A 21,574-nucleotide genomic window follows, 5' to 3' on the forward strand; every position below is an offset into this window, starting at 1 on the left:
GGGTAGAGTGGATCAGGGGTTACGTCGCTTTGCGGTGACTTCGATTTCGACCTTCATCTCGGGCTTGTAGAGCCCTGCGACGATCAGCAGCGTTGCGGCCGGGCGGATGTCGCCGAGAACCTCGCCGCAGACCGCGAAATGGGCATCCACATCACGGGCGTCGGTGAGGTAGTAGGTCGCACGGACGATGTCGGCCATCGTGAAGCCACCCTCCTTGAGGGCGGCCTCGATGGTCTTGAAGCAGTTCCGTGACTGGCTCGTGACATCTGCCGGCATGGTCATCGTGGTGTAGTCGTAGCCGGTGGTTCCGGCGACGAAGGCGAAATCGCCGTCGATCACGGCACGGCTGTAGCCGGCGGTCTTCTCGAAGGGCGAGCCGGTGGAAATCAGGCGGCGGGGCATGCTGGACCTCGACGGAAAAAGGCGTTTCGCGGGGTTTACGGGGATTTTCGCTGCCCGCGCAACCCCTCGAATTCCGACCTTGGATTCTGGCCTGACGGCCGGCGGTTAACGGGACTGCTGCGTGGCGTCCGGCGGTGACGGCGGCGAGCCGGCCCAGCGTCGGATCAGGATGTCCCTGACGATCATCACCGAGATCAGGACCAGCATGACCGTGGTGACGAGGCCGCGCCAACGCGGGCGCGCGCCGTCGATTGCGGGAAGGTTCTCTGCCATGGCGCCCGCCTTACGCCGCGTGCGGCACGGCGAGCGGTGCCTTCCGGGTCCGGGTTGCCTTGCCTTCGGGCAGCGCCGCGCCGGTTGGCGTGATCATGCCCCAGGCGCCGTCCAGCGCCCCCTCGACCAGCTCGAGGCCGAGCAGCCGCTCGCGCGCGAAGGCGCCCGGCAGCGACAGTTCGCCGGTCTTGGCGGCCGTGAAGCCGAAACGGGCATAATAGGGCGCGTCGCCAAGCAGGATCACCGCGCCATGGCCGCGGGTCTTGGCGACAGCCAGCGCGCGCCGCACGAGCGCGGCGCCGACGCTGAGGCCGCGGCAGTCGTCGTCGACTGCCAGCGGCCCCAGCATCAGCGCGCTGCGGCCCCCCGCGCTGACGTGCCACAGCCGCACGGTTCCAACCAACCGGCCGTCCTGGCGCACGGCCGCAAGGCTCAGGCCTTGGGCGGGCGCGCGTCCGTCACGCAGGCGCTGGCAGGTGCGCGTATGGCGGTCCTCGCCAAAGCAGGCATCCAGCAACGCTTCGCGCGCGACGACGTCCGAGGCACGCTCCGCACGGATCGCGAACGGAGCGGCTTTTCGGATGAAGGCAACGGGGTCGTTCCGTTTTGCAGTCATGGCACGTCAGTCCCCGCTTGCAACGGCATGGCGCACGCCGCGGCAAGCGTCGTTCAGAAAAATCAAAAATGATCGGGAAGGAGCCGGCTGGGCCGGCTCCCGGTTCATCAGGCCTCGATCGGGAGGCGGCTTAGATGTGGTAGGTCTTCAGCGGCGGAATGCCGTTGAACGCCACCGACGAGTAGGTCGACGTATAGGCGCCGGTGCCTTCGATCAGCAGCTTGTCGCCGATCTCGAGCGTCACCGGGAGCGGATACGGCAGCTTCTCGTACAGCACGTCGGCGCTATCGCAGGTCGGGCCCGCGAGCACGCACGGCGTCATGTCCGCCCCGTCATGCGGGGTGCGGATGGCGTAGCGGATCGACTCGTCCATCGTCTCGGCGAGACCGCCGAACTTGCCGATGTCGAGATAGACCCAGCGCACCTCGTCCTCGTCGCTCTTCTTCGAGATCAGCACGACCTCGGTCTCGATCACGCCCGCATTGCCGACCATGCCGCGGCCCGGTTCGATGATCGTCTCCGGGATCTGGTTGCCGAAATGCTTGCGCAGCGCGCGGAAGATCGACCGGCCATATTGCAGGACCGGCGGAACGTCCTTGAGATACTTGGTCGGGAAGCCGCCGCCCATGTTGACCATGGTGAGGTTGATCCCGCGCTCGGCGCAGTCACGGAACACGGTCGACGCCATCGCCAGCGCGCGGTCCCACGCCTTCACCTTGCGCTGCTGAGAGCCGACATGGAACGAGATGCCGCACGGCTCGAGCCCGAGGCGCTTGGCGAGGTCGAGCACCTCGACCGCCATCTCCGGGTCGCAGCCGAACTTGCGCGACAGCGGCCACTCGGCGCCGGCGCAGTCATAGAGGATGCGGCAGAACACCTTGGCGCCGGGAGCGGCGCGGGCGACCTTCTCGACCTCGGCGGCGCAATCGACCGCGAACAGGCGAATGCCGAGCGCGAAGGCGCGCGCGATGTCGCGCTCCTTCTTGATCGTGTTGCCATAGGAAATGCGGTCCGGCGTCGCACCGGCGGCCAGCGCCATCTCGATCTCCGCGACGGTCGCGGTGTCGAAGCAGGAGCCGAGCGAGGCGAGCAGGGACAGCACTTCGGGCGCCGGATTGGCCTTGACCGCGTAGAACACGCGGCTGTCCGGCAGCGCCTTCGCAAACGTCTGGTAGTTGTCGCGCACGACTTCGAGGTCGACGACGAGGCACGGCTCGGTGTCGAGTCCATCCTGGCGGCGGTTGCGCAGGAATTCCTGGATACGTTCAGTCATGGCACTCTCCAACGGTCCCAGCGACGGGATCCGCATCAACGTGACGTCGGGTGAGAGCGCTCCGGCCACATCGCGCGATGGAGGCGCAACGAAGCCACGAGACTCAAACCAGACTGTGCTGCCGTGGATTGGTTGGGAGAGTTTCCCGCCCGCTCACCTGGCAATGAAGGACAAGCCTTTTCAGTAGCCCGCGCCGGCGTTGGACCGCCGGTAGAGACCAAAAAAGCCCGATCCGTCGTTGCTTTAAGTCGCGTCCCCCGTGGAGAGCGGGGTGCGCCGGTTCGCCTCCGGCTGCCAGTCACGGTTGCAAAGAGTGGCGAGACCTTCAACAAGGCATCTCTGGAGAGAGATGCTGGCCGCCTCGTGTCCTCTCGGACGTAAGCGACCCTCGGTTCTTCCACCCCTTGGCGGCTGTCCGGCCTCTTGTCCGGATACCTACCGACTGACACACGACCACAGGCACGTGCGAAATTGGGCAAGGCAGGAAATAAGTCTTTTGACTTCGCGGCGCAAGAATTTTTTTGCGATAGCGACAAATTTCCCTAACGCGTGCTTGCGATCTCGCGCGCAGCACGCGTTGGACGCGCTGAAGATGAATGGCTGTTAAGAATGTCTAACGAAGCGTGTGCGTTTTAGCCCTGTGCCGCAGCGCTTTCTTGAATCGCGTCAAGTTCACGCGCGACGCGTGAACGGCTCGACGCGCTGCGCGGCGCGGATGAAGGCGATCATGATCAGGACGCCGAGGCCGAACAGTACGGCCTGCAGGATGTGCGTGCCGGTGTCGTTGAGCCCGAACAGGATCGCCAGCGCCCAGCCGCCGGCGAACGCCGCGCCGAACACTTCGGCGCCGATCAGGATCGCCGCCGAGATGACGGTGATGACGCTCGGCCAGGCAATGCTGCGGTTGCCGGAGGTGGAGGGCTGCATGGTCATGGAATAGGTCCTGTTCAGGGGGCGCAATCTCTCCGAAAAGGGCCCATCTATCAAGCGCAAAAGGCCCAAAAATGCCGTATCGCGTGATATAGATTGGGCCGTATTTTCAAGGCGAAAAACGGGACATTCGATGTCAGAAACCAGCGCAGAGGCTATTGCCAACCCCCTCCTGAAGGCGTGGCAGACGCCGCTCGAGACACCGCCCTTCGCCGAGATCAAGCCGGAGCATTTCCTGCCCGCCTTCGAGCAGGCCTTCGCCGACCATTCGGCGGAAGTGGCTGCGATCACCCATGATCCGGCGCTGCCCGACTTTGACAACACCATCACGGCGCTGGAGCGCTCCGGCAAGCTGCTGTCGAAGATCTCGGCCGTGTTCTACGACCTGGTCTCGGCCCACTCCAATCCGGCGATCCTGGAGATCGACAAGGAGGTGTCGCCGAGGATGGCGCGGCACTGGAATCCGATCATGATGAACGCTGTGCTGTTTGGCCGCATCGCCATGCTGCACGAAAAGCGCGCCTCGCTCGGCCTGACCGGCGAGCAGATGCGGCTCTTGGAGCGCACCTATACCCGCTTCCACCGCTCCGGCGCCGGGCTCGACGAGGCCGCCAAGGCGCGCATGGCCGAGATCAACGAGCGGCTCGCCCATCTCGGCACTTCGTTCAGCCACCACCTCCTCGGTGACGAGCAGGAGTGGTTCATGGAGCTCGGCGAGGGCGACCGCGCCGGCCTCTCCGACACATTTGTGGCGGCCGCCAAGGCTGCGGCGGAAGAGCGCGGCATGGCCGGCAAGGCGATCGTGACGCTGTCGCGTTCCTCGGTCGAGCCGTTCCTGCAGAGCTCGCAGCGGCGCGACCTCCGCGAGAAGGTCTACAAGGCCTTCACCGCCCGCGGCGACAATGGCAACGCCAACGACAACAACGCGACCATCGTGGAGATCCTCAGGCTCCGCGAGGAGACCGCGAAGATCCTGGGCTTCCCGACCTACGCGGCCTACCGCCTCGAGGATTCCATGGCCAAGACGCCGGAGGCGGTGCGCGGCCTGCTGGAGCGGGTCTGGAAGCCGGCACGGGCGCGCGCGCTCGCCGACCGCGACGCGCTGCAGGCGCTGATCACTGAAGAAGGCGGCAATTTCACTCTGGCGGCCTGGGACTGGCGCTACTACGCCGAGAAGCTCCGGCAGGCCAAAGCCAATTTCGACGATTCCGCGATCAAGCCGTATCTGGTGCTCGACCATATGATCGAGGCCGCCTTCGACTGCGCCACCCGCCTGTTCGGCGTCACCTTCGCGGAGCGCAAGGACATCCCGGCCTGGCACCCGGACGTCCGGGTCTGGGAGGTCAAGGGCCGCGACGGCCAGCACAAGGCGCTGTTCTATGGCGACTACTTTGCGCGGCCCTCCAAGCGCTCCGGCGCCTGGATGACCTCGCTGCGCGACCAGCAGAAGCTCGACGGCGATGTCGCGCCGCTGGTCATCAATGTCTGTAACTTCGCCAAGGGCGCCGACGGCGCGCCGTCGCTGCTGTCGCCCGACGATGCGCGGACCCTGTTCCACGAGTTCGGCCACGGCCTGCACGGCATGCTGTCGAATGTGACGTATCCGTCACTGTCGGGCACATCCGTGTTCACCGACTTCGTCGAGCTGCCCTCGCAGCTCTACGAGCACTGGCAGGAGCGGCCCGAGGTGCTGCAGCGCTTCGCCCGCCACTACCAGACCGGGGAGGCGCTGCCGGACGATTTGCTCAAGCGCTTCCTCGCCGCGCGCAAGTTCAACCAGGGCTTTGCCACCGTCGAGTTCGTCTCCTCGGCGCTGGTCGACCTCGAATTCCATACCCAGCCGGCGGCGGCGAGCTGGGACGTCCGCGCCTTCGAACAGAAGGAGCTGGAGAAGATCGGCATGCCCGCCGAGATCTCGCTGCGGCACCGGCCGACCCAGTTCGGCCATATCTTCTCCGGCGATCACTATGCCTCCGGCTATTACAGCTACATGTGGTCGGAGGTGATGGACGCCGACGCGTTCGGCGCCTTCGAGGAGGCCGGCGACATCTTCGATCCCGCCACCGCCAAGCGGCTGCATGACGACATCTACTCGTCGGGCGGCTCGCGCGATCCGGAGGAGGCCTATGTGGCCTTCCGCGGCCGCGAACCCGAGCCGGACGCCCTGCTGCGCCGGCGCGGCCTGCTCGAGACGCCAGAGGCGGCCTGAAGGTGAGGCTGTCCCTCAGCCGGCCGATCGCCTGGCTCGTGCTCGTGGTGTCCGCCGTGCTCGGCACGGCGGAGGCCTCGGCCCATCCGCATGTCTGGATCGTCGCCAGGAGCGAAGTGATCTACGCGCCTGACGGCACCATCACCGGCGTCCGCCACGCCTGGACCTTCGACGACATGTTCTCGACCTACGCGCTGCAGGGCATCGAGACCAAGGTGAAGGGCGCCTACAGCCGGGAGGAGCTGGCGCCGCTGGCGCAGACCAATGTCGAGTCGCTGAAGGAATACGCCTACTTCACCTTCGCCAAGGGCGACGGCAAGAAGCAGAAGTTCACCGAACCGGTCGACTACTTCCTCGAATACAAGGATTCGGCGCTGACGCTGCACTTCACCCTGCCGGTCAAGACGCCGTTCAAGGCCAGCAAGCTCTCGCTCGAAGTGTTCGACCCGACCTATTTCATCGACTTCCAGTTCGCCGACAAGGAGCCGGTCAAGCTGGTCGGCGCCGCGGCCGACTGCAAGATGCAGTTCGAGCGGCCGAACAGTGACGGCACTGCGGCCGCGCAGAAGCTCGGCGAGCAGAACTTCCTCGACGGCGGCAACGCCAATTTCGGCATGATGTTCGCCAACAAGATCACGGTGGATTGCCCATGACGCCGATCGCCTCCCGCCTGATGCGGGGCTTCGCCGTATCGGCCGCGGTGCTGGCAGCAGTCGTGGTGCTCGACGGTGCGGTCCATGCGCTGCTGGCGCAAAATCCGTTCGGCGCGCCGCGCGCGGCGGAGCCGCAGGGCGGCATCGTCGGCTGGCTACTGGCAAAGCAGTCGGAATTCTACCGCGAGATGTCGCAGACCATCCGCGCCGCGAAGTCCGACGGCTCGGCGGTCTGGACGCTGCTTGCGATCTCGTTTGCCTACGGGATTTTCCACGCCGCAGGTCCCGGCCACGGCAAGGCGGTGATCTCGTCCTACATGGTCGCCAACCGCGAGACCGCGCGGCGCGGCATCGTGCTGTCGTTCGCCTCGGCGCTGATGCAGTCGCTGGTCGCCGTTCTGATCGTCGGCGTCTGCGCCTGGCTGCTCAATGCGACGGCGAAGACGATGTGCGGGGCGGAGAAGGCGATCGAGATCGCCAGCTACGCGTTGATCGCAGCGTTCGGCGCCCGGCTGGTCTGGGTCAAGGGCGGTGGCTTTCTCCGCGCGCTCCGGCTGCCGCGTCCGGCGCTGGCGATGGCCGGCGCGCAGCCGCACGGTCACGACCATGATCACGCCCACCACGACCATGGCCATGATCACCATCGCCACGCGCATGACGATCACGATCACCATCATGACCACGATCACGATCAGGGTCATGACGCTGGGCACGTCCATGACGAGCATTGCGGCCATTCACACGGACCGACGCCGGCCGAGCTTGGCGGGCCCGGCGGCTGGCGGCGCGGCCTCAGTGCCATCCTCACGGTCGGGATCCGGCCGTGCTCGGGCGCCATTCTGGTGCTGGTGTTCGCGCTGGCCCAGGGCCTGTTCTGGGCCGGTGTTGCCGCGACCTTCGTGATGGGCCTCGGCACCGCGATCACGGTGGCGGCGATCGCGCTGGTTGCGGTGTCGGCGCGCGGTGTGGCGGAGCGCTTGAGCGGCGCGCGCGACGGCGGCAGCCTGGTGATCATGCGCGGCCTGGAGTTCGCCGCTGCGGCGCTCGTCCTGCTGTTCGGGCTCGGGCTGCTGTTCGGCTATGTCGCAGCCGAACGCGCGACGTGTCTGTGAGGTCACCTCGCGTGCTTGCGAGGAGAGGGAGCCTGACCGGCGTACTCACCTCACGTGAGAACGGAGGCGGGGAGAGAGGCAAATCACCGCGTCAGATATCCCCTGATGGCCGGCAACAGGAAGATCGCGATGTTGATCGCGAAACCGATGCTCCAGAGGATCGAGCGCAGCGTCGGGCGGTTGCCGATATAGGTGAAGACGTAGGCGATCCGCACGATCAGGAACAGCACCGCGAGCTCGTCGATCAGCCGCAACGGGCCGACGCGGAATTCGGCGAGCAAGACGGCGAAGGCGAAGAACGGGAAGGCTTCGATGCCGTTCTGGTGGGCGCCGAGCGCCCGCGAGCGGATCGGGTCGTCGTAGAAACCGGGATCGCGAGGTTTCGAATTGTCGAAGCCGCGGATGCCGGTCCATTTCACCGATACGATCGTCAGCAGTGAGAGCAGCAGCGTCCCGAGGACGCACCATTCGGCGATCGTCATGGTTCCTCCCGTATTCCGGCCGGGAACGTAGCCAACCCGCACTCGGCTTGACAAGGTTGGAGCAACGCGCGAAGCCCAAAGCCCCCAAGCGAAGGACTTTTGAGCGCAAGGCCATCATGAGCACGGTGATCCCGTTCGAGAGCGCGAAGCCCGCCGCGGCGCCGAAGCCGGAGCGCGTCGGCGTGCTTTTGGTCAATCTCGGCACGCCGGATACGGCTGATGCCGCGGGCGTGCGGGTCTATCTCAGAGAATTCCTGTCCGATCCGCGGGTGATCGAGGACCAGGGGCTGGTCTGGAAGCTGATCCTCAACGGCATCATCCTGCGCGTCCGTCCGGCCCGCAAGGCGCGCGACTATCTGAAGATCTGGAACACCGAGAAGAACGAGTCGCCGCTGAAGACCATCACGCGGTCGCAGGCCGACAAGCTGGCGGAGGCGATCGCCGATCACGACCACGTCGTGGTCGACTGGGCGATGCGCTACGGCAATCCGTCGATCAAGGAGCGCATCGAGGCGCTGGCGGCGCAAGGCTGCGGCCGGCTGCTGGTGGTGCCGCTCTATCCGCAATACTCCGCGGCGACGTCGGCAACCGTCTGCGACGAGGCATTTCGCGTGCTGGCCGGCATGCGCGCGCAGCCGATCCTGCGGGTAACGCCGCCCTACTACGACGACCCCGATTACATCGAGGCGCTCGCGGTCTCGATTAACCAACATCTCGCGACGCTGCCGTTCCAGCCGGAGGTCATCCTCGCCTCGTTCCACGGCATGCCTAAGGAGTATGTCGACAAGGGAGATCCCTATCAGGCGCAGTGCATCGCCACCACCAACGCGCTGCGCAGGCGGCTCGGGCTCGATGCCTCACGGTTGCTTCTCACCTTCCAGTCGCGCTTCGGCAATGCCGAGTGGCTGCAGCCCTATACCGACAAGACGGTCGAGAAACTCGCCAAGGACGGCGTGAAGCGAATGGCCGTGGTCACGCCGGGCTTTTCTGCCGACTGCCTCGAGACGCTGGAGGAGATCGCGCAGGAGAACGCCGAGATCTTCCGGCACAATGGCGGCGAGCAGTTCGCGGCCATTCCCTGCCTCAACGACAGCGACGGCGGCATGGACGTGATCCGCCAGCTCGTGCTGCGCGAGCTTCAGGGCTGGATCTAAGGCGCTGAAGCCCTTTGTTAACGATCCGTGACAACGGACACAGCGGTTCGCTGGGTCTTCGTGCATCTGGCAGTCCGACAACCGCTTCCTATGTGCTAGGGAGAACAACAGCCGGCTGAACCGGCGAAGCGGTCCTGCCGACCAATGCACGACCGTGCCTGGAGGACTTCATGACTGGCTTCGATATTTTCGCGATCGCGTTTGTTCTTCTCGTCATCGTCACGCTGTTCGCCGGGATCAAGACCGTTCCGCAGGGCTATGACTGGACCATCGAGCGGTTCGGCAAATACACCCGCACGCTGTCGCCCGGCCTCAATCTGATTGTGCCCTATTTCGATCGCATCGGGCGCAAGATCAACATGATGGAGCAGGTGATCAACATCCCCGAGCAGGAGGTGATCACCAAGGACAACGCCACCGTGACGGTCGATGGCGTCGCGTTCTACCAGGTGTTCGACGCGGCGAAGGCGAGCTACGAGGTCGCCAACCTCAACCAGGCGATCACGGTCCTGACCATGACCAACATCCGCTCGGTGATGGGCTCGATGGATCTCGACCAGGTGCTGTCGCATCGCGACGAGATCAACGAGCGGCTGCTGCGCGTGGTGGATGCTGCGGTGTCGCCGTGGGGCGTCAAGGTCAACCGCATCGAGATCAAGGACATCGTGCCGCCGGCCGACCTCGTCGAGGCGATGGGCCGGCAGATGAAGGCCGAGCGCGTCAAGCGCGCCGACATATTGCAGGCGGAAGGCCAGCGGCAGTCGGAGATCCTGCGCGCCGAGGGCGCCAAGCAGGGTCAGATCCTGCAGGCCGAGGGCCGCCGCGAGGCCGCCTTCCGCGACGCCGAGGCGCGCGAGCGGCTTGCCGAAGCCGAGGCCAAGGCGACCCAGATGGTGTCGGAGTCGATCGCCAAGGGCGACGTCGCGGCGCTGAACTATTTCATCGCCGACAAATACATCAAGGCGTTCGGCCAGCTTGCGGAGTCGCCGAACCAGAAGGTCCTGATGCTGCCGATCGAGACGTCGAGTGTGCTGGGCTCGCTGGCCGGCATCGGCGAGATCGCCCGCGCCACCTTCGGCGAGAGCGCTGCATCCGCCACCGCCGCAGCGCGGCGCGGCGGCTCGGTGCCGTCGGCTGGTCCGACGCCACCACCGCCGGTGCCGCCGCAGCGGTAGAGATCCAAAGATGATTGGCTCCGCATACGCTTTACACCTCTCCCCTTGTGGGAGAGGTCGGATCGCGTCAGCGATCCGAGTGAGGGGTCTCTCTCCGCGGAGAAACCGTCACCCCTCATCCCAACCTCCCTCCCACAAGGGGAGCGGGGCTTTTGATTGTTGAGAGGTCACGTCATGGCCGAGATGTTTTCGACACTGGGTACCTGGAACTGGCTGATCTTCGGCTTCATCCTGATGGCGCTGGAACTCGCGGCGCCCGGGGTGTTCCTGTTCTGGCTCGGGCTCGCGGCGCTGCTGGTGGGCCTGTTGTCGTTCGTGTTCACGCCGTCCTGGCAGATGCAGCTCCTGATGTTCGCGGTGTTCGCCGCGCTGGCGGTGCCGGCATGGCGGCATTTTGCCAGGGGCGCGACCGAGGCCAGCAAGAGCAACCCGTTCCTCAACCGCCGCAATGAAGCCCTGGTCGGCCGCGAATTCACGCTGGAGAAGCCGATCATCGACGGATCGGGCACGGTGCGGATCGACGACACGGTCTGGCGCGTCGCCGGCCCCGATGCGCCGGCCGGCAGCCGCGTGAAGGTGGTGCGCGCCGACGGCGCCAGCCTGACGGTGGCCGCAGTCTAGCTGCCAGCCTGCCTGCTCCAGCGCTCGGCGAAACGGTTGAGCGGTGTGAAGGTCGCAAACAACTCGCGGCCGAGCGCAGTGAGGCCGTAACCATCATCCGTCAGCTCGACGAAGCCGGCCTCGCGCAGCTCGGTCAACCGCGTCTGCAGGATCGTCGGCGAGACTTCGTCGCAGGCGGCGCGCAGCGCACGCGAGGTCAGTGCGCCCTCGCGCAGCTCCCAGACGATGCGCAAGGTCCAGCGCCGCCCCAACAGATCGAGCAGCGCCATGATCGGGCGGCCGCTCCGCGAGCCGCGGACGCCGGGTCTTGCAGTCGCAGCCTGCTTCGGCATGTCGCGAATCCCTCTCGAATCTCTCTTGCGCATCGCTACAAATATTGTAGCGTGTTGCTACATTAAATGTAGCAACTGGACCAACCCATGTCACGCATTGCGCCGCTCGATCCGCCCTATGCGGCGGACGTTCAACAGCATTTCGACCGCATCATGCGCGGCAAGCCGCCGTTGGTGCTGTTCCGCATGATGGCCGGCCACCCGCGCGCCTGGGAGAAGTTTCGCGGCGGCAGCCTGCTCGACCGCGGGCCGCTCTCCTTGCGGGACCGCGAGATCGTCATCGACCGCACCTGCGCGCTCAACGCTTGCGAATATGAATGGGGCGTCCATGTCACGGCGTTCGGCGCCGCCGCCGGGCTGTCGGAAGAGCAAGTCCACGCCACCGTGCATGGGGCGACCGATGCCGGCTGCTGGTCGCCGGTCGAGCAGGCGATGATCGCGGCGGTCGACGCGCTGCACGCGCGGGCGACGCTCAATGACGCGGAATTCGCGGCACTTTCGGCGCATTATGATGCGGATCAGGTGCTGGAGATCATCCTGCTGTGCGGCTTCTACCGCACCGTGTCCTACCTCGCCAACGCGCTGGCCCTGCCGCTGGAAGCGACGGCAGCGCGGTTTCCGAAGTGAGCGTCATTCCGGGGCGACGCGAAGCGGCGAGCCCGGAATCCATGACCACCATCGTGAGTATGGATTCCGGGCTCGCGCCAAGAGACGCGCCCCGGAATGACGAATTGAAAGAGTTCTGATTACGCCACGCCGGCGCGCAGCAGATCGTGCAGATGGATGATGCCGACCGGTTTCTTGGCATCGGTCACGATCAGCGTCGTGATCTTCGAGGCATTGAGCAGCTCCAGCGCTTCGCCGGCGAGCGTATCGCGGCCGATCGTCTTCGGGGTCCTGGTCATGACCTCGTCGACCGACAGCGTCAGCAGGTCGGGGCGCGTCAGCTGCCGGCGCAGATCGCCGTCGGTGACGATGCCGGCGAGATGGCCGTGGCTGTCGACGATGCCGACGCAGCCGAAGCCCTTCGACGTCATCTCGACCAGCGCGTCCGACATCTTGGTGCCGAGCGGCTTCAGCGGCAGCGCGTCGCCGCTGTGCATCAGGTCGCGGGCATATTTCAACAGTGCGCCGAGCTTGCCGCCCGGATGCAGCACGCTGAAATCGGTCGAAGTGAAGCCGCGGCCTTCGAGCAGCGCGATCGCCAAGGCGTCGCCGAGCGCCAGCATCATCAGCGAGGACGTGGTCGGCGCCAGATTGTGCGGGCAGGCCTCGCGGGCCTTCGGCAGCGTCAGCTGCACGTCGGCGGCCTTGCTCAGCGTCGAATCCTTGTCGGCGGTCATCGCAATCAGCGGGATGCCGAAGCGCGCCGCATAGGCAATCAGGTTGCGCATCTCCGGCTGCTCGCCGGACCATGACAGCGCGAGGATCACGTCCTCGACAGTGATCATGCCGAGGTCGCCATGGCTGGCTTCGGCCGCATGCACGAAGAACGCCGGCGTGCCGGTCGAAGCGAAGGTCGCCGCGATCTTGCGGCCGATATGGCCCGACTTGCCGAGCCCGGTCACGATCAGCCGTCCCTTGGCCTTGCAGATCAGCTCGGCTGCTGCCGTGAACGGCGCGCCGAGGTCGGACTTGAGTGCCGCGGAGATTGCCGCGACGCCGCTCGCCTCGGCATCGAGGGTGCGGAGCGCCGACTGAACGGCGCCGTCATCGGGGCCGGATGATTTGGTCATCAGCGGTTTCGGTTTGGCCATTACGGATTCCAGGGGAGGGGTTTTGCACCCGGGCGTCTCCCTTAGCACGTTCGATTCCGCGATGCGACGCGCGGCGGCGGATCCTCAACGGCTCATTAACCATAATTGTTTTAACTCCATTAACGACGTTTTTCGCCGCCCGGCGAGATGCGTACGTCAAGTACATGAATTCGTTGGAGTATTTCCATCGTGTGGCGGCGGCCAGTAAGCGGCCCAAATCGGCGCGGACGCCCCGTTCGCGTGGTTTCGCCGTGTCTTTTGCTGACCGTTCTTGCGGTAACTGCGACGACCGGGCTCGCCAACGCCCAGACCGTGACGCCGGATCTGTTCAGCCCGAACCGGCAGAGCCAGGTGATCACCCCGGATTCTCCGCTGCGCCGGACCACCGCAGACGCCATGGATCCGCTCAACGGCCTGAAGCTGCCGGACGCCGATCCCAGCCGGCGCGCATCGTCGTCGGCGACAACGCGGGAGCGCGTCGGACAGATCCCGACCTACGGTCTTCCGGCTGCCAACGGCGCTTCGACATCAGGCTATGACTCGCTCAATCGAAAACGGCTGAAGCCGAAATATTATCCGGGCCAGGCCAAGCCGAAGCCGCCGCCGGGACCCGGCTCGCCGGTGCCGACGCCACCGCCGCTGACTGCGGCCGGGCAGTTGCGGCTGTCGATCCCGCCGTCGGAGACCGCCAGCAAGCCGCCGGTGCCGCCAGCGATGGCCGGCACCGTCGTCGGCCAGCCGGCGCGCAGGCGGCTCAAGCTCGACGACGATCCGTTCGGCGCGGTCGGCGACTACGCCGGCTCGTTCATGGTCAAGACCGCGGTCGAGGTGATGGCCGGCTACGATACCAATCCGGGCCGCTTGTATCAGCCGCAGGGCAAGGCGTTCTACATGGTCGCACCGGAATTCGTCGCGATGTCGGACTGGGAGCGCCACGCCGTCGTCGCCGATCTGCGCGGCTCGTTCACCGGCTACGGCTCGCAGCTCACGCCGATTGACGGCACGCCGCTGTCGGCGCCGCTCGACGTCGATCGTCCGAGCTTCACCGGCCATGTCGACGGCCGTCTCGATGTCTCGAGGGACACGCATCTTACGGCGCAGGCCCGCCTGCTGGTCTCGACCGACAATCCCGGCAGCCCGAACGTGCAGGCCGGCCTTGCCAAGTATCCGCTCTACTCTACGGTCGGCGGCACCTTCGGCATCGACCAGCATTTCAACCGCATGCAGGTCTCGCTCGGCGCCACCGTCGACCGCACCGACTACCAATGGTCGAAGCTGACCGACGGCACTTCGTCGTCGAACGACGACCGCAACTTCACCCAATATGGCGGCATCGGCCGCGTCAGCTACGAGCTCAATCCCGCGGTGAAGCCCTTCGTCGAGGTGCAGGGCGACAGCCGCGTCCACGATCTCTTCCTCGACCGCGCCGGCTATGCGCGCGATTCATCGGGCGGCTATGCCAAGGCCGGCACCTCGTTCGAGTTCACGCGACTGCTGTTCGGCGAGGTCTCGATCGGCTACGCGATGCGCGACTACGCCGACACAAGGCTCAACCGGCTCGAGGGCCTGCTCACGACGGCCTCGCTGACCTGGACCGCGACGCCGCTGACCACGGCCAAATTCTATTCCGACACCCAGCTCGGCGAGACCACGCTGCCGGGCACCTCGGGCGTGCTGTCCCGCACCTACACCGTCGAAGTCGACCACGACTTCCGCCGCTGGTTGACGGGCATCGGCAAGTTCACCTACGGCACGCTCGAGTACAAGGGCGACAACCGCAACGACACCACCTACTCGGTGTCGGCCGATTTGATCTACAAGATGACCCGCAGCCTCTGGATCAAGGGCACCCTGCGCCGCGACTGGCTGGATTCGAACCTCGCCGGACAGAGCTCGGCGTCGACGGTCGTCATGCTGGGCGTGCGGGTGCAGAACTAGCGGTGAGGATGCGCAAGTCGCGCCGCGTGAAGCGTCATGCCCCGCGCAGGCGGGGCATCCAGTACGCCGCGGCCTATCGGCTCAATCTCTAACGTCTCTGGAATACTGGATCGCCCGCTTTCGCGGGCGATGACGACTGAGTTTGTGAGATGCAGTTCGGCGTGACTGCCGGGGTACCTACCCCGGCAGATCCGTTTTCCCCATCAGGAAGCTGTCGATCGAACGCGCGCACTGGCGGCCTTCGCGGATCGCCCAGACCACGAGCGACTGGCCGCGGCGCATGTCGCCGGCCGAGAAGATCTTGGCGCGCGAAGTCTGGTAGTCCTGCAGGGAGGCGCGGACGTTGCCGCGCTGGTCGAGCTCGACACCAAGCGTCTTGAGCAGGCCCTCGTGCACCGGATGGACGAAGCCCATCGCCAGCAGCACCAGTTCGGCGTCGAGCGTGAACTCGGTGCCGGGCAGCGGCTTGAACTTGTCGTCGACCTTGACGCAATGCAGCTTTGTAACCTTGCCGTCCTTGCCTTCGAACTTGGTCGTCAGCACGGCGAATTCGCGCACCGCGCCTTCGGCCTGGCTCGACGAGGTCCGCATCTTCAGCGGCCAGTTCGGCCAGGTCACGCCCTTGTTCTCGTGCTCGGGCGGCGCCGGCATGATCTCGAGCTGGGTCACCGACTTGGCGCCCTGCCGGAACGAGGTGCCGATGCAGTCCGAACCGGTGTCGCCGCCGCCGATCACGACGACATGCTTGCCGCCGGCGAGGATGTCGGCTGCGCCGTTCAGCGGTTCGCCGGAGACGCGGCGGTTCTGCTGCGGCAGGAAGTCCATCGCGAAGTGGATGCCGGAAAGGTCGCGGCCCGGGATCGGCAGATCGCGCGGGGCTTCCGCACCGCCGGTCAGCGCCACGGCGTCATACTGCTTGGCGAGCTCCTGCGGGTCGATCGCGCCCGGTGTGCTTCCACCGACGGCCTTGCCGTAGTGGAAGGTGACGCCCTCGGCCTCCATCTGCGCCACGCGGCGGTCGATGATGCCCTTCTCCATCTTGAAGTCGGGAATGCCATAGCGCAGCAGGCCGCCGGCCTTGGCGAACTTCTCGTAGACATGCACCTCGTGGCCGGCGCGCGCGAGCTGTTGAGCTGCGGCGAGGCCCGCGGGGCCGGAGCCGATCACGGCGACCTTCTTGCCGGTCTTCTCTGCGGCGATCTCTGGCTTCAGCCAGCCATTGTCCCAGGCGCGGTCGACGATCGCGCATTCGATGGTCTTGATGGTGACCGGGTTGTCGTCGATGTTCAGCGTGCAGGACGCCTCACACGGCGCCGGGCAGATCCGGCCGGTGAATTCGGGGAAGTTATTGGTCGAGTGCAGGTTGCGCGAGGCCTCTTCCCAGTTGCCCTGATAGACGAGGTCGTTGAAATCGGGGATCTGGTTGTTGACCGGGCAGCCCGGCGTGCCCGGCGCCGTCGAGCCGGTGCCGTGGCAATAGGGGATGCCGCAATTCATGCAGCGTGCGGCCTGGTCGCGCGTGTCCTTCTCGCTCAGCGGAATGACGAACTCGCTGAAGTTCTTGAGTCGATCGGCGACCGGCTCGTACTTGCGGTCATGCCGCTCGATCTCGAGAAAACCTGTGATCTTACCCATTGAAACCCGATGCCCCTGCATCTCAGTTGTCCGTCGTTCCGGGCTGCGCTGAGGGGCGCAGACCCGAAGTCCCGAAGTGGCTTTGCGAGATTCCGGGTCGCGCCTGGCGCACCCCGGAATGACGCGCGGTAATACTACGCGCCGATCGCGATTTTCGGCTCGGCGTCGGCGTTGGCCTTCATTTCCTTCAGCGCGCGGCGGTACTCCACCGGCATCACCTTGCGGAATTTCGGCAGCCAGGCCTTCCAGTTGGCGAGGATTTCCGCCGCCTTCTTCGAGCCGGTCAGCTTGCCGTGACGCGTGATCAGGACATGCAGCCGCTCCACGTCGGAGTCGAGCAGGTTCTGGAACACGTCGACCCGGCCATGCGCCTCGAGATCGCCGGAGTGATGGTAGGTGTCGGCGTTGATCATCTCCTCCGACAGCACCGGCTCGAGCTCGACCATCGAGAGGTTGCAGAGCTTGTCGAAGTCACCGCTCTCGTCCAGCACATAGGCGATGCCGCCCGACATGCCGGCCGCGAAGTTGCGCCCGGTCTTGCCGAGCACCACCACGATGCCGCCGGTCATGTATTCGCAGCAATGGTCGCCGGCGCCTTCGACGACCGCGACCGCGCCGGAGTTGCGCACCGCGAAGCGCTCGCCGGCGATGCCGCGGAAGTAGCACTCGCCCGCGATCGCGCCGTACATCACGGTGTTGCCGACGATGATCGATTCTTCCGGCACGATGCCGGAGATCTTCGGCGGCTTGACGATGATGCAGCCGCCCGAGAGGCCCTTGCCGACATAGTCGTTGCCTTCACCCTCGAGCTCGAAGGTGACGCCCTTGGCGAGCCAGGCGCCGAACGCCTGTCCGGCGGTGCCCTTCAGGCCGACATGGATGGTGTCGAGCGGCAGGCCGGCATGGCCGTAGATCTTGGCCACCGCGCCCGACAGCATCGCGCCGGCGGAACGGTCGGTGTTGTTGATCTCTTCCTCGATCTTGACCGGCGCACCGCGGTCGAGCGCGGCCTGCGCCTGCTCGATCAGCCGGCGATCGAGCACGGCTTCCAAATGATGGTTCTGGCTCTCCGAGTGATAGATCGTCTGGCCCTTCTCCTCCTTCTGCCGCACGAACAGCTTGGAGAAGTCGAGACCCTTGGCCTTCCAGTGCGAGACCAGCGCGGTCTGGTCCAGCATCTGGACCTGGCCGACCATCTCGTCGAACGTCTTGTAGCCGAGTTGCGCCATGATCTCGCGGACTTCCTCGGCGACGAAGAAGAAGTAGTTGATGACGTGCTCGGGCTGGCCGGTGAAGCGCTTGCGCAGCACCGGGTCCTGGGTCGCCACGCCGACCGGGCAGGTGTTGAGGTGGCACTTGCGCATCATGATGCAGCCTGCCGCGATCAGGGGCGCGGTGGCGAAGCCGAATTCGTCGGCGCCGAGCAGCGCGCCGATCACGACGTCACGGCCGGTGCGGAAGCCGCCGTCGACCTGCACCGCGATGCGGCTGCGCAGCTGCTGGCGCACCAGCGTCTGGTGGGTTTCGGCAAGGCCGATCTCCCAGGGCGAGCCGGCATGCTTGATCGAGGTCAGCGGCGAGGCACCAGTGCCGCCCTCGAAGCCCGCGATGGTGACATGGTCGGCGCGCGCCTTGGCGACGCCGGCGGCAACCGTGCCGACGCCGACCTCGGACACCAGCTTGACCGAGACCTGGCCGTCCGGATTGACGTTCTTGAGGTCGTAGATCAGCTGGGCGAGGTCTTCGATCGAGTAGATGTCGTGATGCGGCGGCGGCGAGATCAGGCCGACGCCCGGCGTCGAATGCCGGACGCGCGCGATCGTCGCGTCGACCTTGTGGCCGGGCAGCTGGCCGCCTTCGCCGGGCTTGGCACCCTGCGCCATCTTGATCTGCATCATGTCGGAGTTGACGAGGTATTCCGTCGTCACGCCGAACCGGCCCGAGGCGACCTGCTTGATCGCCGAGCGCATGCTGTCGCCGTTCGGCATCGGCTTGAAGCGGTCGGACTCCTCGCCGCCTTCGCCGGTGTTCGACTTGCCGCCGATCCGGTTCATCGCGATCGCGAGCGTAGTGTGCGCCTCGCGCGAGATCGAGCCGAACGACATCGCGCCGGTCGAGAACCGCTTGACGATGTCCTTGGCCGGCTCGACGTCCTCGAGCTTGACCGGCTTGCGCTTGTCGTCCTCGGCACTCTTGATCCGGAACAGGCCGCGCAGCGTCAGAAGACGCTCGGACTGCTCGTTGAGGATCTTGGCGAACGCCCGGTAACGTTCCAGCGAGTTGCCACGCACGGCATGCTGCAATGTCGAGACCGATTCCGCGGTCCAGGCATGGTCCTCGCCGCGGGTGCGGTAGGCATATTCGCCGCCGACATCGAGCGCTGTCTTGTAGATCTGGCCCTCACCGAACGCGTCGGTGTGGCGCCGCACGGTCTCTTCGGCGATTTCTCCGAGGCCGACGCCCTCGATCCTGGTGTGGGTGCCGGCGAAATACTTGGCGACGAAGTCCGCCTTCAGGCCGACCGCGTCGAAGATCTGCGCGCCGCAATAGGACTGGTAGGTCGAGATGCCCATCTTGGACATCACCTTGAGCAGGCCCTTGCCGATCGACTTGATGTAGCGCTTGACGATCTCGTAGTCGTCGAGCGCGCCGGGCAGCCGGTCCTTCATCGCGAGGATGGTTTCGAACGCGAGATAGGGGTTGATCGCCTCGGCGCCGTAGCCGGCGAGGCAGGCGAAGTGATGCACTTCGCGCGGCTCACCGGATTCCACGACCAGGCCGACCGAGGTACGCAGGCCGGTGCGGATCAGATGATGATGCACGGCGGCGCAGGCCAACAGCGACGGGATCGGGATCCGGTCGGTGCCGGTCATGCGGTCCGACAGGATGATGATGTTGATGCCCTCGCGCACCGCGCCCTCGGCGCGCGCGCAGAGCTCGTCGAGCACCTGCTCCATGCCCGCCGCGCCGAAGCCGGCGTGGAAGGTGGTGTCGAGCGTGCGCGACTTGAAGTGGGTCTCGGCGACGTCGGAGATCGAGCGGATCTTTTCCAGGTCGGTGTCGGTCAGGATCGGTTGCCGCACTTCGAGGCGCTGGGTCGAGGCGACGCCCTGCAGATCGAACAGGTTCGGCCGCGGCCCGATGATCGAGACGAGGCTCATGACGATTTCCTCGCGGATCGGATCGATCGGCGGGTTGGTCACCTGCGCGAAGTTCTGCTTGAAGTAGGTGAACAGCTGCTTCGGCTTGTCCGACAGCGCCGAGATCGGCGTGTCGTTGCCCATCGAGCCGGCAGCTTCCTCGCCGGTCGACGCCATCGGCGTCATCAGGATGTTGATGTCTTCCTGGCTGTAGCCGAACGCCTGCTGGCGATCGAGCAACGGCAGGTTGGAGCGCACGCCCTTGGCCGGCGCGTCCGGCAGCTCCTCGAGCTGGATCTGGGTGCGATGCAGCCAGTCGGCGTAGGGGTGGCTCTTGGCGAGATCGGCCTTGATCTCGTCGTCGGGAATCAGGCGGCCCTGCTCGAGGTCGACGAGCAGCATCTTGCCGGGCTGCAGCCGCCACTTGGTGACGATCTGGTCCTCCGGAATCTTCAAGACGCCCATTTCGGACGCCATCACGATGCGGTCGTCCTTGGTGACGAGGTAGCGCGCCGGGCGGAGGCCGTTGCGGTCGAGCGTGGCGCCGATCTTGCGGCCGTCGGTGAAGGCGATCGCCGCCGGGCCGTCCCACGGCTCCATCAGCGCGGCATGATATTCGTAGAAGGCGCGGCGCTGCTCATCCATCAGCGGATTGCCGGCCCACGCTTCCGGAATCATCATCATCACGGCGTGGGGCAGCGAGTAACCGCCCTGCACCAGGAATTCGAGCGCGTTGTCGAAGCAGGCGGTGTCGCTCTGGCCTTCATAGGAGATCGGCCACAGCCGGCTGATGTCCTTGCCGTAGAGCTCCGAATGCACCGAGGCCTGCCGCGCCGCCATCCAGTTGACGTTGCCGCGCAGCGTGTTGATTTCGCCGTTATGGGCGATCATTCGGTAGGGATGCGCCAGCGACCAGGTCGGGAAGGTGTTGGTCGAGAAGCGCTGATGCACCAGCGCGAGCGCGCTGTCGAAATCGGCTTCGTGCAGGTCGGGATAGTACTTGCCGAGCTGGTCGGCGAGGAACATGCCCTTGTAGATCACGGTGCGGCACGAGAACGAGCACGGATAGTAGCCCGCCATGCCGCGGTCGCGGCGCTGGTAGATCGCCTGCGAGATCGACTTGCGCAGGATGTAGAGCCGGCGCTCGAAATCGTCCTCGTTCTTCGCCGCACCATTGCGGCCGATGAAGACCTGCATGTGGTAGGGCTCGGTCGGCTTCACGGTGACGCCGAGCGAGGAATTGTCTGACGGCACGTCGCGCCAGCCGAGCAGCTTGAAGCCCTCGTTCTTGATCTCGTCGGCGATGATGCTCTTGATCACGTTCCGCCACGCGGCGTCGCGCGGCATGAACAGCGCGCCGATGGCGTATTCGCCGGGCTGCGGCAGCTTGAAGCCGAGCTCGGAGGTCTTGCGCGCGAAGAAGGTGTGGGGAATCTGCACCAGGATGCCGGCGCCGTCACCGGCGCGCGGGTCGGCGCCGACGGCGCCGCGATGCTCGAGGTTGCACAGGATGCTCAGCGCGTCGGAGACGATCTGATGCGACTTCTGGCCCTTGATGTTGGCGATGAAGCCGACGCCGCAGGAGTCCTTCTCCAGGCTCGGATCAAACAGGCCTTCGGCTTCAGGACGCCATGTGTGCAGCTCACGCGCGGGTTCGGCGGCTTTCGAGTCCGCGGTCGCCGACAGCGTACCTGCCACGATGATTTCGCGCTCGAATTCCGACCCGCTCATGTGTCCTCTCCCTTTCGTAAGGGGCCTCACCGTATTTGGCGCACCTTGGACGTTGCGGCACCCACCGGGCCACCGCTCGTCCGCCGCGAGCCGCATTTTCCTAAATTCAGACGACGGGCGTTTCAACGTCCCCTGCGGGAC

At 65.8% G+C, this 21,574-nt stretch carries 18 protein-coding genes; 8 read left to right on the top strand and 10 right to left on the bottom strand.

What is annotated here, in order from left to right; all coding sequences use genetic code 11:
* Positions 1-12: 12 nt before the first annotated feature.
* The 5 genes from CK489_RS11885 to CK489_RS11905 form a co-directional block, all read right to left on the bottom strand.
* A complete protein-coding gene (locus CK489_RS11885; RefSeq protein ID WP_095732457.1) occupies positions 13-402 on the bottom strand; it encodes a RidA family protein in 390 nt (129 codons plus the stop codon).
* Between the two features lie 105 nt (positions 403-507).
* Positions 508-675, bottom strand: a complete 168-nt coding sequence (locus CK489_RS41695; protein WP_167350183.1) for a hypothetical protein — start codon at positions 673-675, stop codon at positions 508-510.
* A gap of 10 nt (positions 676-685) precedes the next feature.
* Entirely contained in the window at positions 686-1,291 is a 606-nt protein-coding gene (locus CK489_RS11890; RefSeq protein ID WP_095732458.1) for a GNAT family N-acetyltransferase, read from the bottom strand.
* Positions 1,292-1,421: 130 nt separating this feature from the next.
* Positions 1,422-2,564, bottom strand: coding sequence for a type III PLP-dependent enzyme (locus CK489_RS11895; protein ID WP_050630607.1), 1,143 nt, complete (start codon positions 2,562-2,564; stop codon positions 1,422-1,424).
* A gap of 672 nt (positions 2,565-3,236) precedes the next feature.
* A complete protein-coding gene (locus tag CK489_RS11905) occupies positions 3,237-3,497 on the bottom strand; it encodes a hypothetical protein (RefSeq protein ID WP_502694118.1) in 261 nt (86 codons plus the stop codon).
* A 130-nt stretch (positions 3,498-3,627) separates the two neighbouring features.
* Here CK489_RS11905 and CK489_RS11910 point away from each other — a divergent pair, with 130 nt between their 5' ends.
* Genes CK489_RS11910 through CK489_RS11920 form a run of 3 tightly spaced genes read left to right on the top strand, consistent with a single transcriptional unit; the run spans position 3,628 to position 7,468 of the window.
* Complete coding sequence (locus tag CK489_RS11910; RefSeq protein ID WP_050630608.1) at positions 3,628-5,703, top strand: M3 family metallopeptidase; 2,076 nt, start codon at positions 3,628-3,630, stop codon at positions 5,701-5,703.
* 26 nt (positions 5,704-5,729) lie between these two features.
* The gene (locus tag CK489_RS11915) at positions 5,730-6,356 is read left to right on the top strand and encodes a DUF1007 family protein (RefSeq protein ID WP_050630664.1); all 627 of its coding nucleotides are present in this window, start codon (positions 5,730-5,732) and stop codon (positions 6,354-6,356) included.
* Complete coding sequence (locus CK489_RS11920) at positions 6,353-7,468, top strand: nickel/cobalt transporter (RefSeq protein WP_198960909.1); 1,116 nt, start codon at positions 6,353-6,355, stop codon at positions 7,466-7,468. Before CK489_RS11915 ends, CK489_RS11920 begins: the two co-directional genes overlap by 4 nt.
* An 83-nt stretch (positions 7,469-7,551) precedes the next feature.
* Here CK489_RS11920 and CK489_RS11925 read toward each other — a convergent pair whose 3' ends face one another.
* Complete coding sequence (locus CK489_RS11925; protein ID WP_095732460.1) at positions 7,552-7,950, bottom strand: MAPEG family protein; 399 nt, start codon at positions 7,948-7,950, stop codon at positions 7,552-7,554.
* 116 nt (positions 7,951-8,066) lie between these two features.
* On the opposite strand from CK489_RS11925, the gene hemH reads away from it, so the two are divergent.
* The 3 genes from hemH (at position 8,067) to CK489_RS11940 (ending at position 10,900) form a co-directional block, all read left to right on the top strand.
* Positions 8,067-9,104 (top strand): ferrochelatase, encoded by a 1,038-nt coding sequence (gene hemH / locus CK489_RS11930; RefSeq protein ID WP_095732461.1) that lies wholly within the window; start codon positions 8,067-8,069, stop codon positions 9,102-9,104.
* 170 nt (positions 9,105-9,274) lie between these two features.
* Entirely contained in the window at positions 9,275-10,279 is a 1,005-nt protein-coding gene (locus CK489_RS11935) for an SPFH domain-containing protein (protein WP_095732462.1), read from the top strand.
* Positions 10,280-10,453: 174 nt separating this feature from the next.
* Positions 10,454-10,900, top strand: a complete 447-nt coding sequence (locus tag CK489_RS11940) for an NfeD family protein (protein ID WP_050630612.1) — start codon at positions 10,454-10,456, stop codon at positions 10,898-10,900.
* On the opposite strand, the gene CK489_RS11945 is transcribed toward CK489_RS11940, so the two are convergent.
* A complete protein-coding gene (locus CK489_RS11945) occupies positions 10,897-11,232 on the bottom strand; it encodes a winged helix-turn-helix transcriptional regulator (RefSeq protein WP_050630613.1) in 336 nt (111 codons plus the stop codon). The genes CK489_RS11940 and CK489_RS11945 overlap by 4 nt on opposite strands.
* A gap of 87 nt (positions 11,233-11,319) precedes the next feature.
* On the opposite strand from CK489_RS11945, the gene CK489_RS11950 reads away from it, so the two are divergent.
* Complete coding sequence (locus CK489_RS11950; RefSeq protein ID WP_095732463.1) at positions 11,320-11,859, top strand: carboxymuconolactone decarboxylase family protein; 540 nt, start codon at positions 11,320-11,322, stop codon at positions 11,857-11,859.
* A 119-nt stretch (positions 11,860-11,978) separates the two neighbouring features.
* Here CK489_RS11950 and CK489_RS11955 read toward each other — a convergent pair whose 3' ends face one another.
* Positions 11,979-12,989: a KpsF/GutQ family sugar-phosphate isomerase gene (locus tag CK489_RS11955; protein ID WP_050630615.1), complete on the bottom strand. Its 1,011-nt coding sequence runs from the start codon at positions 12,987-12,989 to the stop codon at positions 11,979-11,981.
* Between the two features lie 261 nt (positions 12,990-13,250).
* Here CK489_RS11955 and CK489_RS11960 point away from each other — a divergent pair, with 261 nt between their 5' ends.
* Positions 13,251-14,927 carry an outer membrane beta-barrel protein gene (locus tag CK489_RS11960; RefSeq protein ID WP_094194227.1) on the top strand — a complete coding sequence of 559 codons (1,677 nt, stop codon included), beginning with the start codon at positions 13,251-13,253 and terminating at the stop codon, positions 14,925-14,927.
* Between the two features lie 177 nt (positions 14,928-15,104).
* Here CK489_RS11960 and CK489_RS11965 read toward each other — a convergent pair whose 3' ends face one another.
* Complete coding sequence (locus CK489_RS11965; RefSeq protein ID WP_095732464.1) at positions 15,105-16,562, bottom strand: glutamate synthase subunit beta; 1,458 nt, start codon at positions 16,560-16,562, stop codon at positions 15,105-15,107.
* Between the two features lie 134 nt (positions 16,563-16,696).
* Positions 16,697-21,433: a glutamate synthase large subunit gene (gltB, locus tag CK489_RS11970; protein WP_095732465.1), complete on the bottom strand. Its 4,737-nt coding sequence runs from the start codon at positions 21,431-21,433 to the stop codon at positions 16,697-16,699.
* Positions 21,434-21,574: the final 141 nt, after the last annotated feature.

It is taken from the genome of Bradyrhizobium sp. UFLA03-84, from assembly GCF_002289535.1.
Taxonomy (GTDB): Bacteria; Pseudomonadota; Alphaproteobacteria; order Rhizobiales; family Xanthobacteraceae; genus Bradyrhizobium; species Bradyrhizobium viridifuturi.

Coding starts and splice junctions, on each gene's coding strand:
- hemH (WP_095732461.1), top strand. CDS start 8,067: ATGAGCACGGTGATCCCGTTCGAGAGCGCGAAGCCCGCCGCGGCGCCG.
- CK489_RS11945 (WP_050630613.1), bottom strand. CDS start 11,232: ATGCCGAAGCAGGCTGCGACTGCAAGACCCGGCGTCCGCGGCTCGCGG.
- CK489_RS11910 (WP_050630608.1), top strand. CDS start 3,628: ATGTCAGAAACCAGCGCAGAGGCTATTGCCAACCCCCTCCTGAAGGCG.
- CK489_RS11885 (WP_095732457.1), bottom strand. CDS start 402: ATGCCCCGCCGCCTGATTTCCACCGGCTCGCCCTTCGAGAAGACCGCC.
- CK489_RS11950 (WP_095732463.1), top strand. CDS start 11,320: ATGTCACGCATTGCGCCGCTCGATCCGCCCTATGCGGCGGACGTTCAA.
- CK489_RS11940 (WP_050630612.1), top strand. CDS start 10,454: ATGGCCGAGATGTTTTCGACACTGGGTACCTGGAACTGGCTGATCTTC.
- CK489_RS11925 (WP_095732460.1), bottom strand. CDS start 7,950: ATGACGATCGCCGAATGGTGCGTCCTCGGGACGCTGCTGCTCTCACTG.
- CK489_RS11895 (WP_050630607.1), bottom strand. CDS start 2,564: ATGACTGAACGTATCCAGGAATTCCTGCGCAACCGCCGCCAGGATGGA.
- CK489_RS11920 (WP_198960909.1), top strand. CDS start 6,353: ATGACGCCGATCGCCTCCCGCCTGATGCGGGGCTTCGCCGTATCGGCC.
- gltB (WP_095732465.1), bottom strand. CDS start 21,433: ATGAGCGGGTCGGAATTCGAGCGCGAAATCATCGTGGCAGGTACGCTG.
- CK489_RS11965 (WP_095732464.1), bottom strand. CDS start 16,562: ATGGGTAAGATCACAGGTTTTCTCGAGATCGAGCGGCATGACCGCAAG.
- CK489_RS11955 (WP_050630615.1), bottom strand. CDS start 12,989: ATGGCCAAACCGAAACCGCTGATGACCAAATCATCCGGCCCCGATGAC.
- CK489_RS11935 (WP_095732462.1), top strand. CDS start 9,275: ATGACTGGCTTCGATATTTTCGCGATCGCGTTTGTTCTTCTCGTCATC.
- CK489_RS41695 (WP_167350183.1), bottom strand. CDS start 675: ATGGCAGAGAACCTTCCCGCAATCGACGGCGCGCGCCCGCGTTGGCGC.
- CK489_RS11905 (WP_502694118.1), bottom strand. CDS start 3,497: ATGACCATGCAGCCCTCCACCTCCGGCAACCGCAGCATTGCCTGGCCG.
- CK489_RS11890 (WP_095732458.1), bottom strand. CDS start 1,291: ATGACTGCAAAACGGAACGACCCCGTTGCCTTCATCCGAAAAGCCGCT.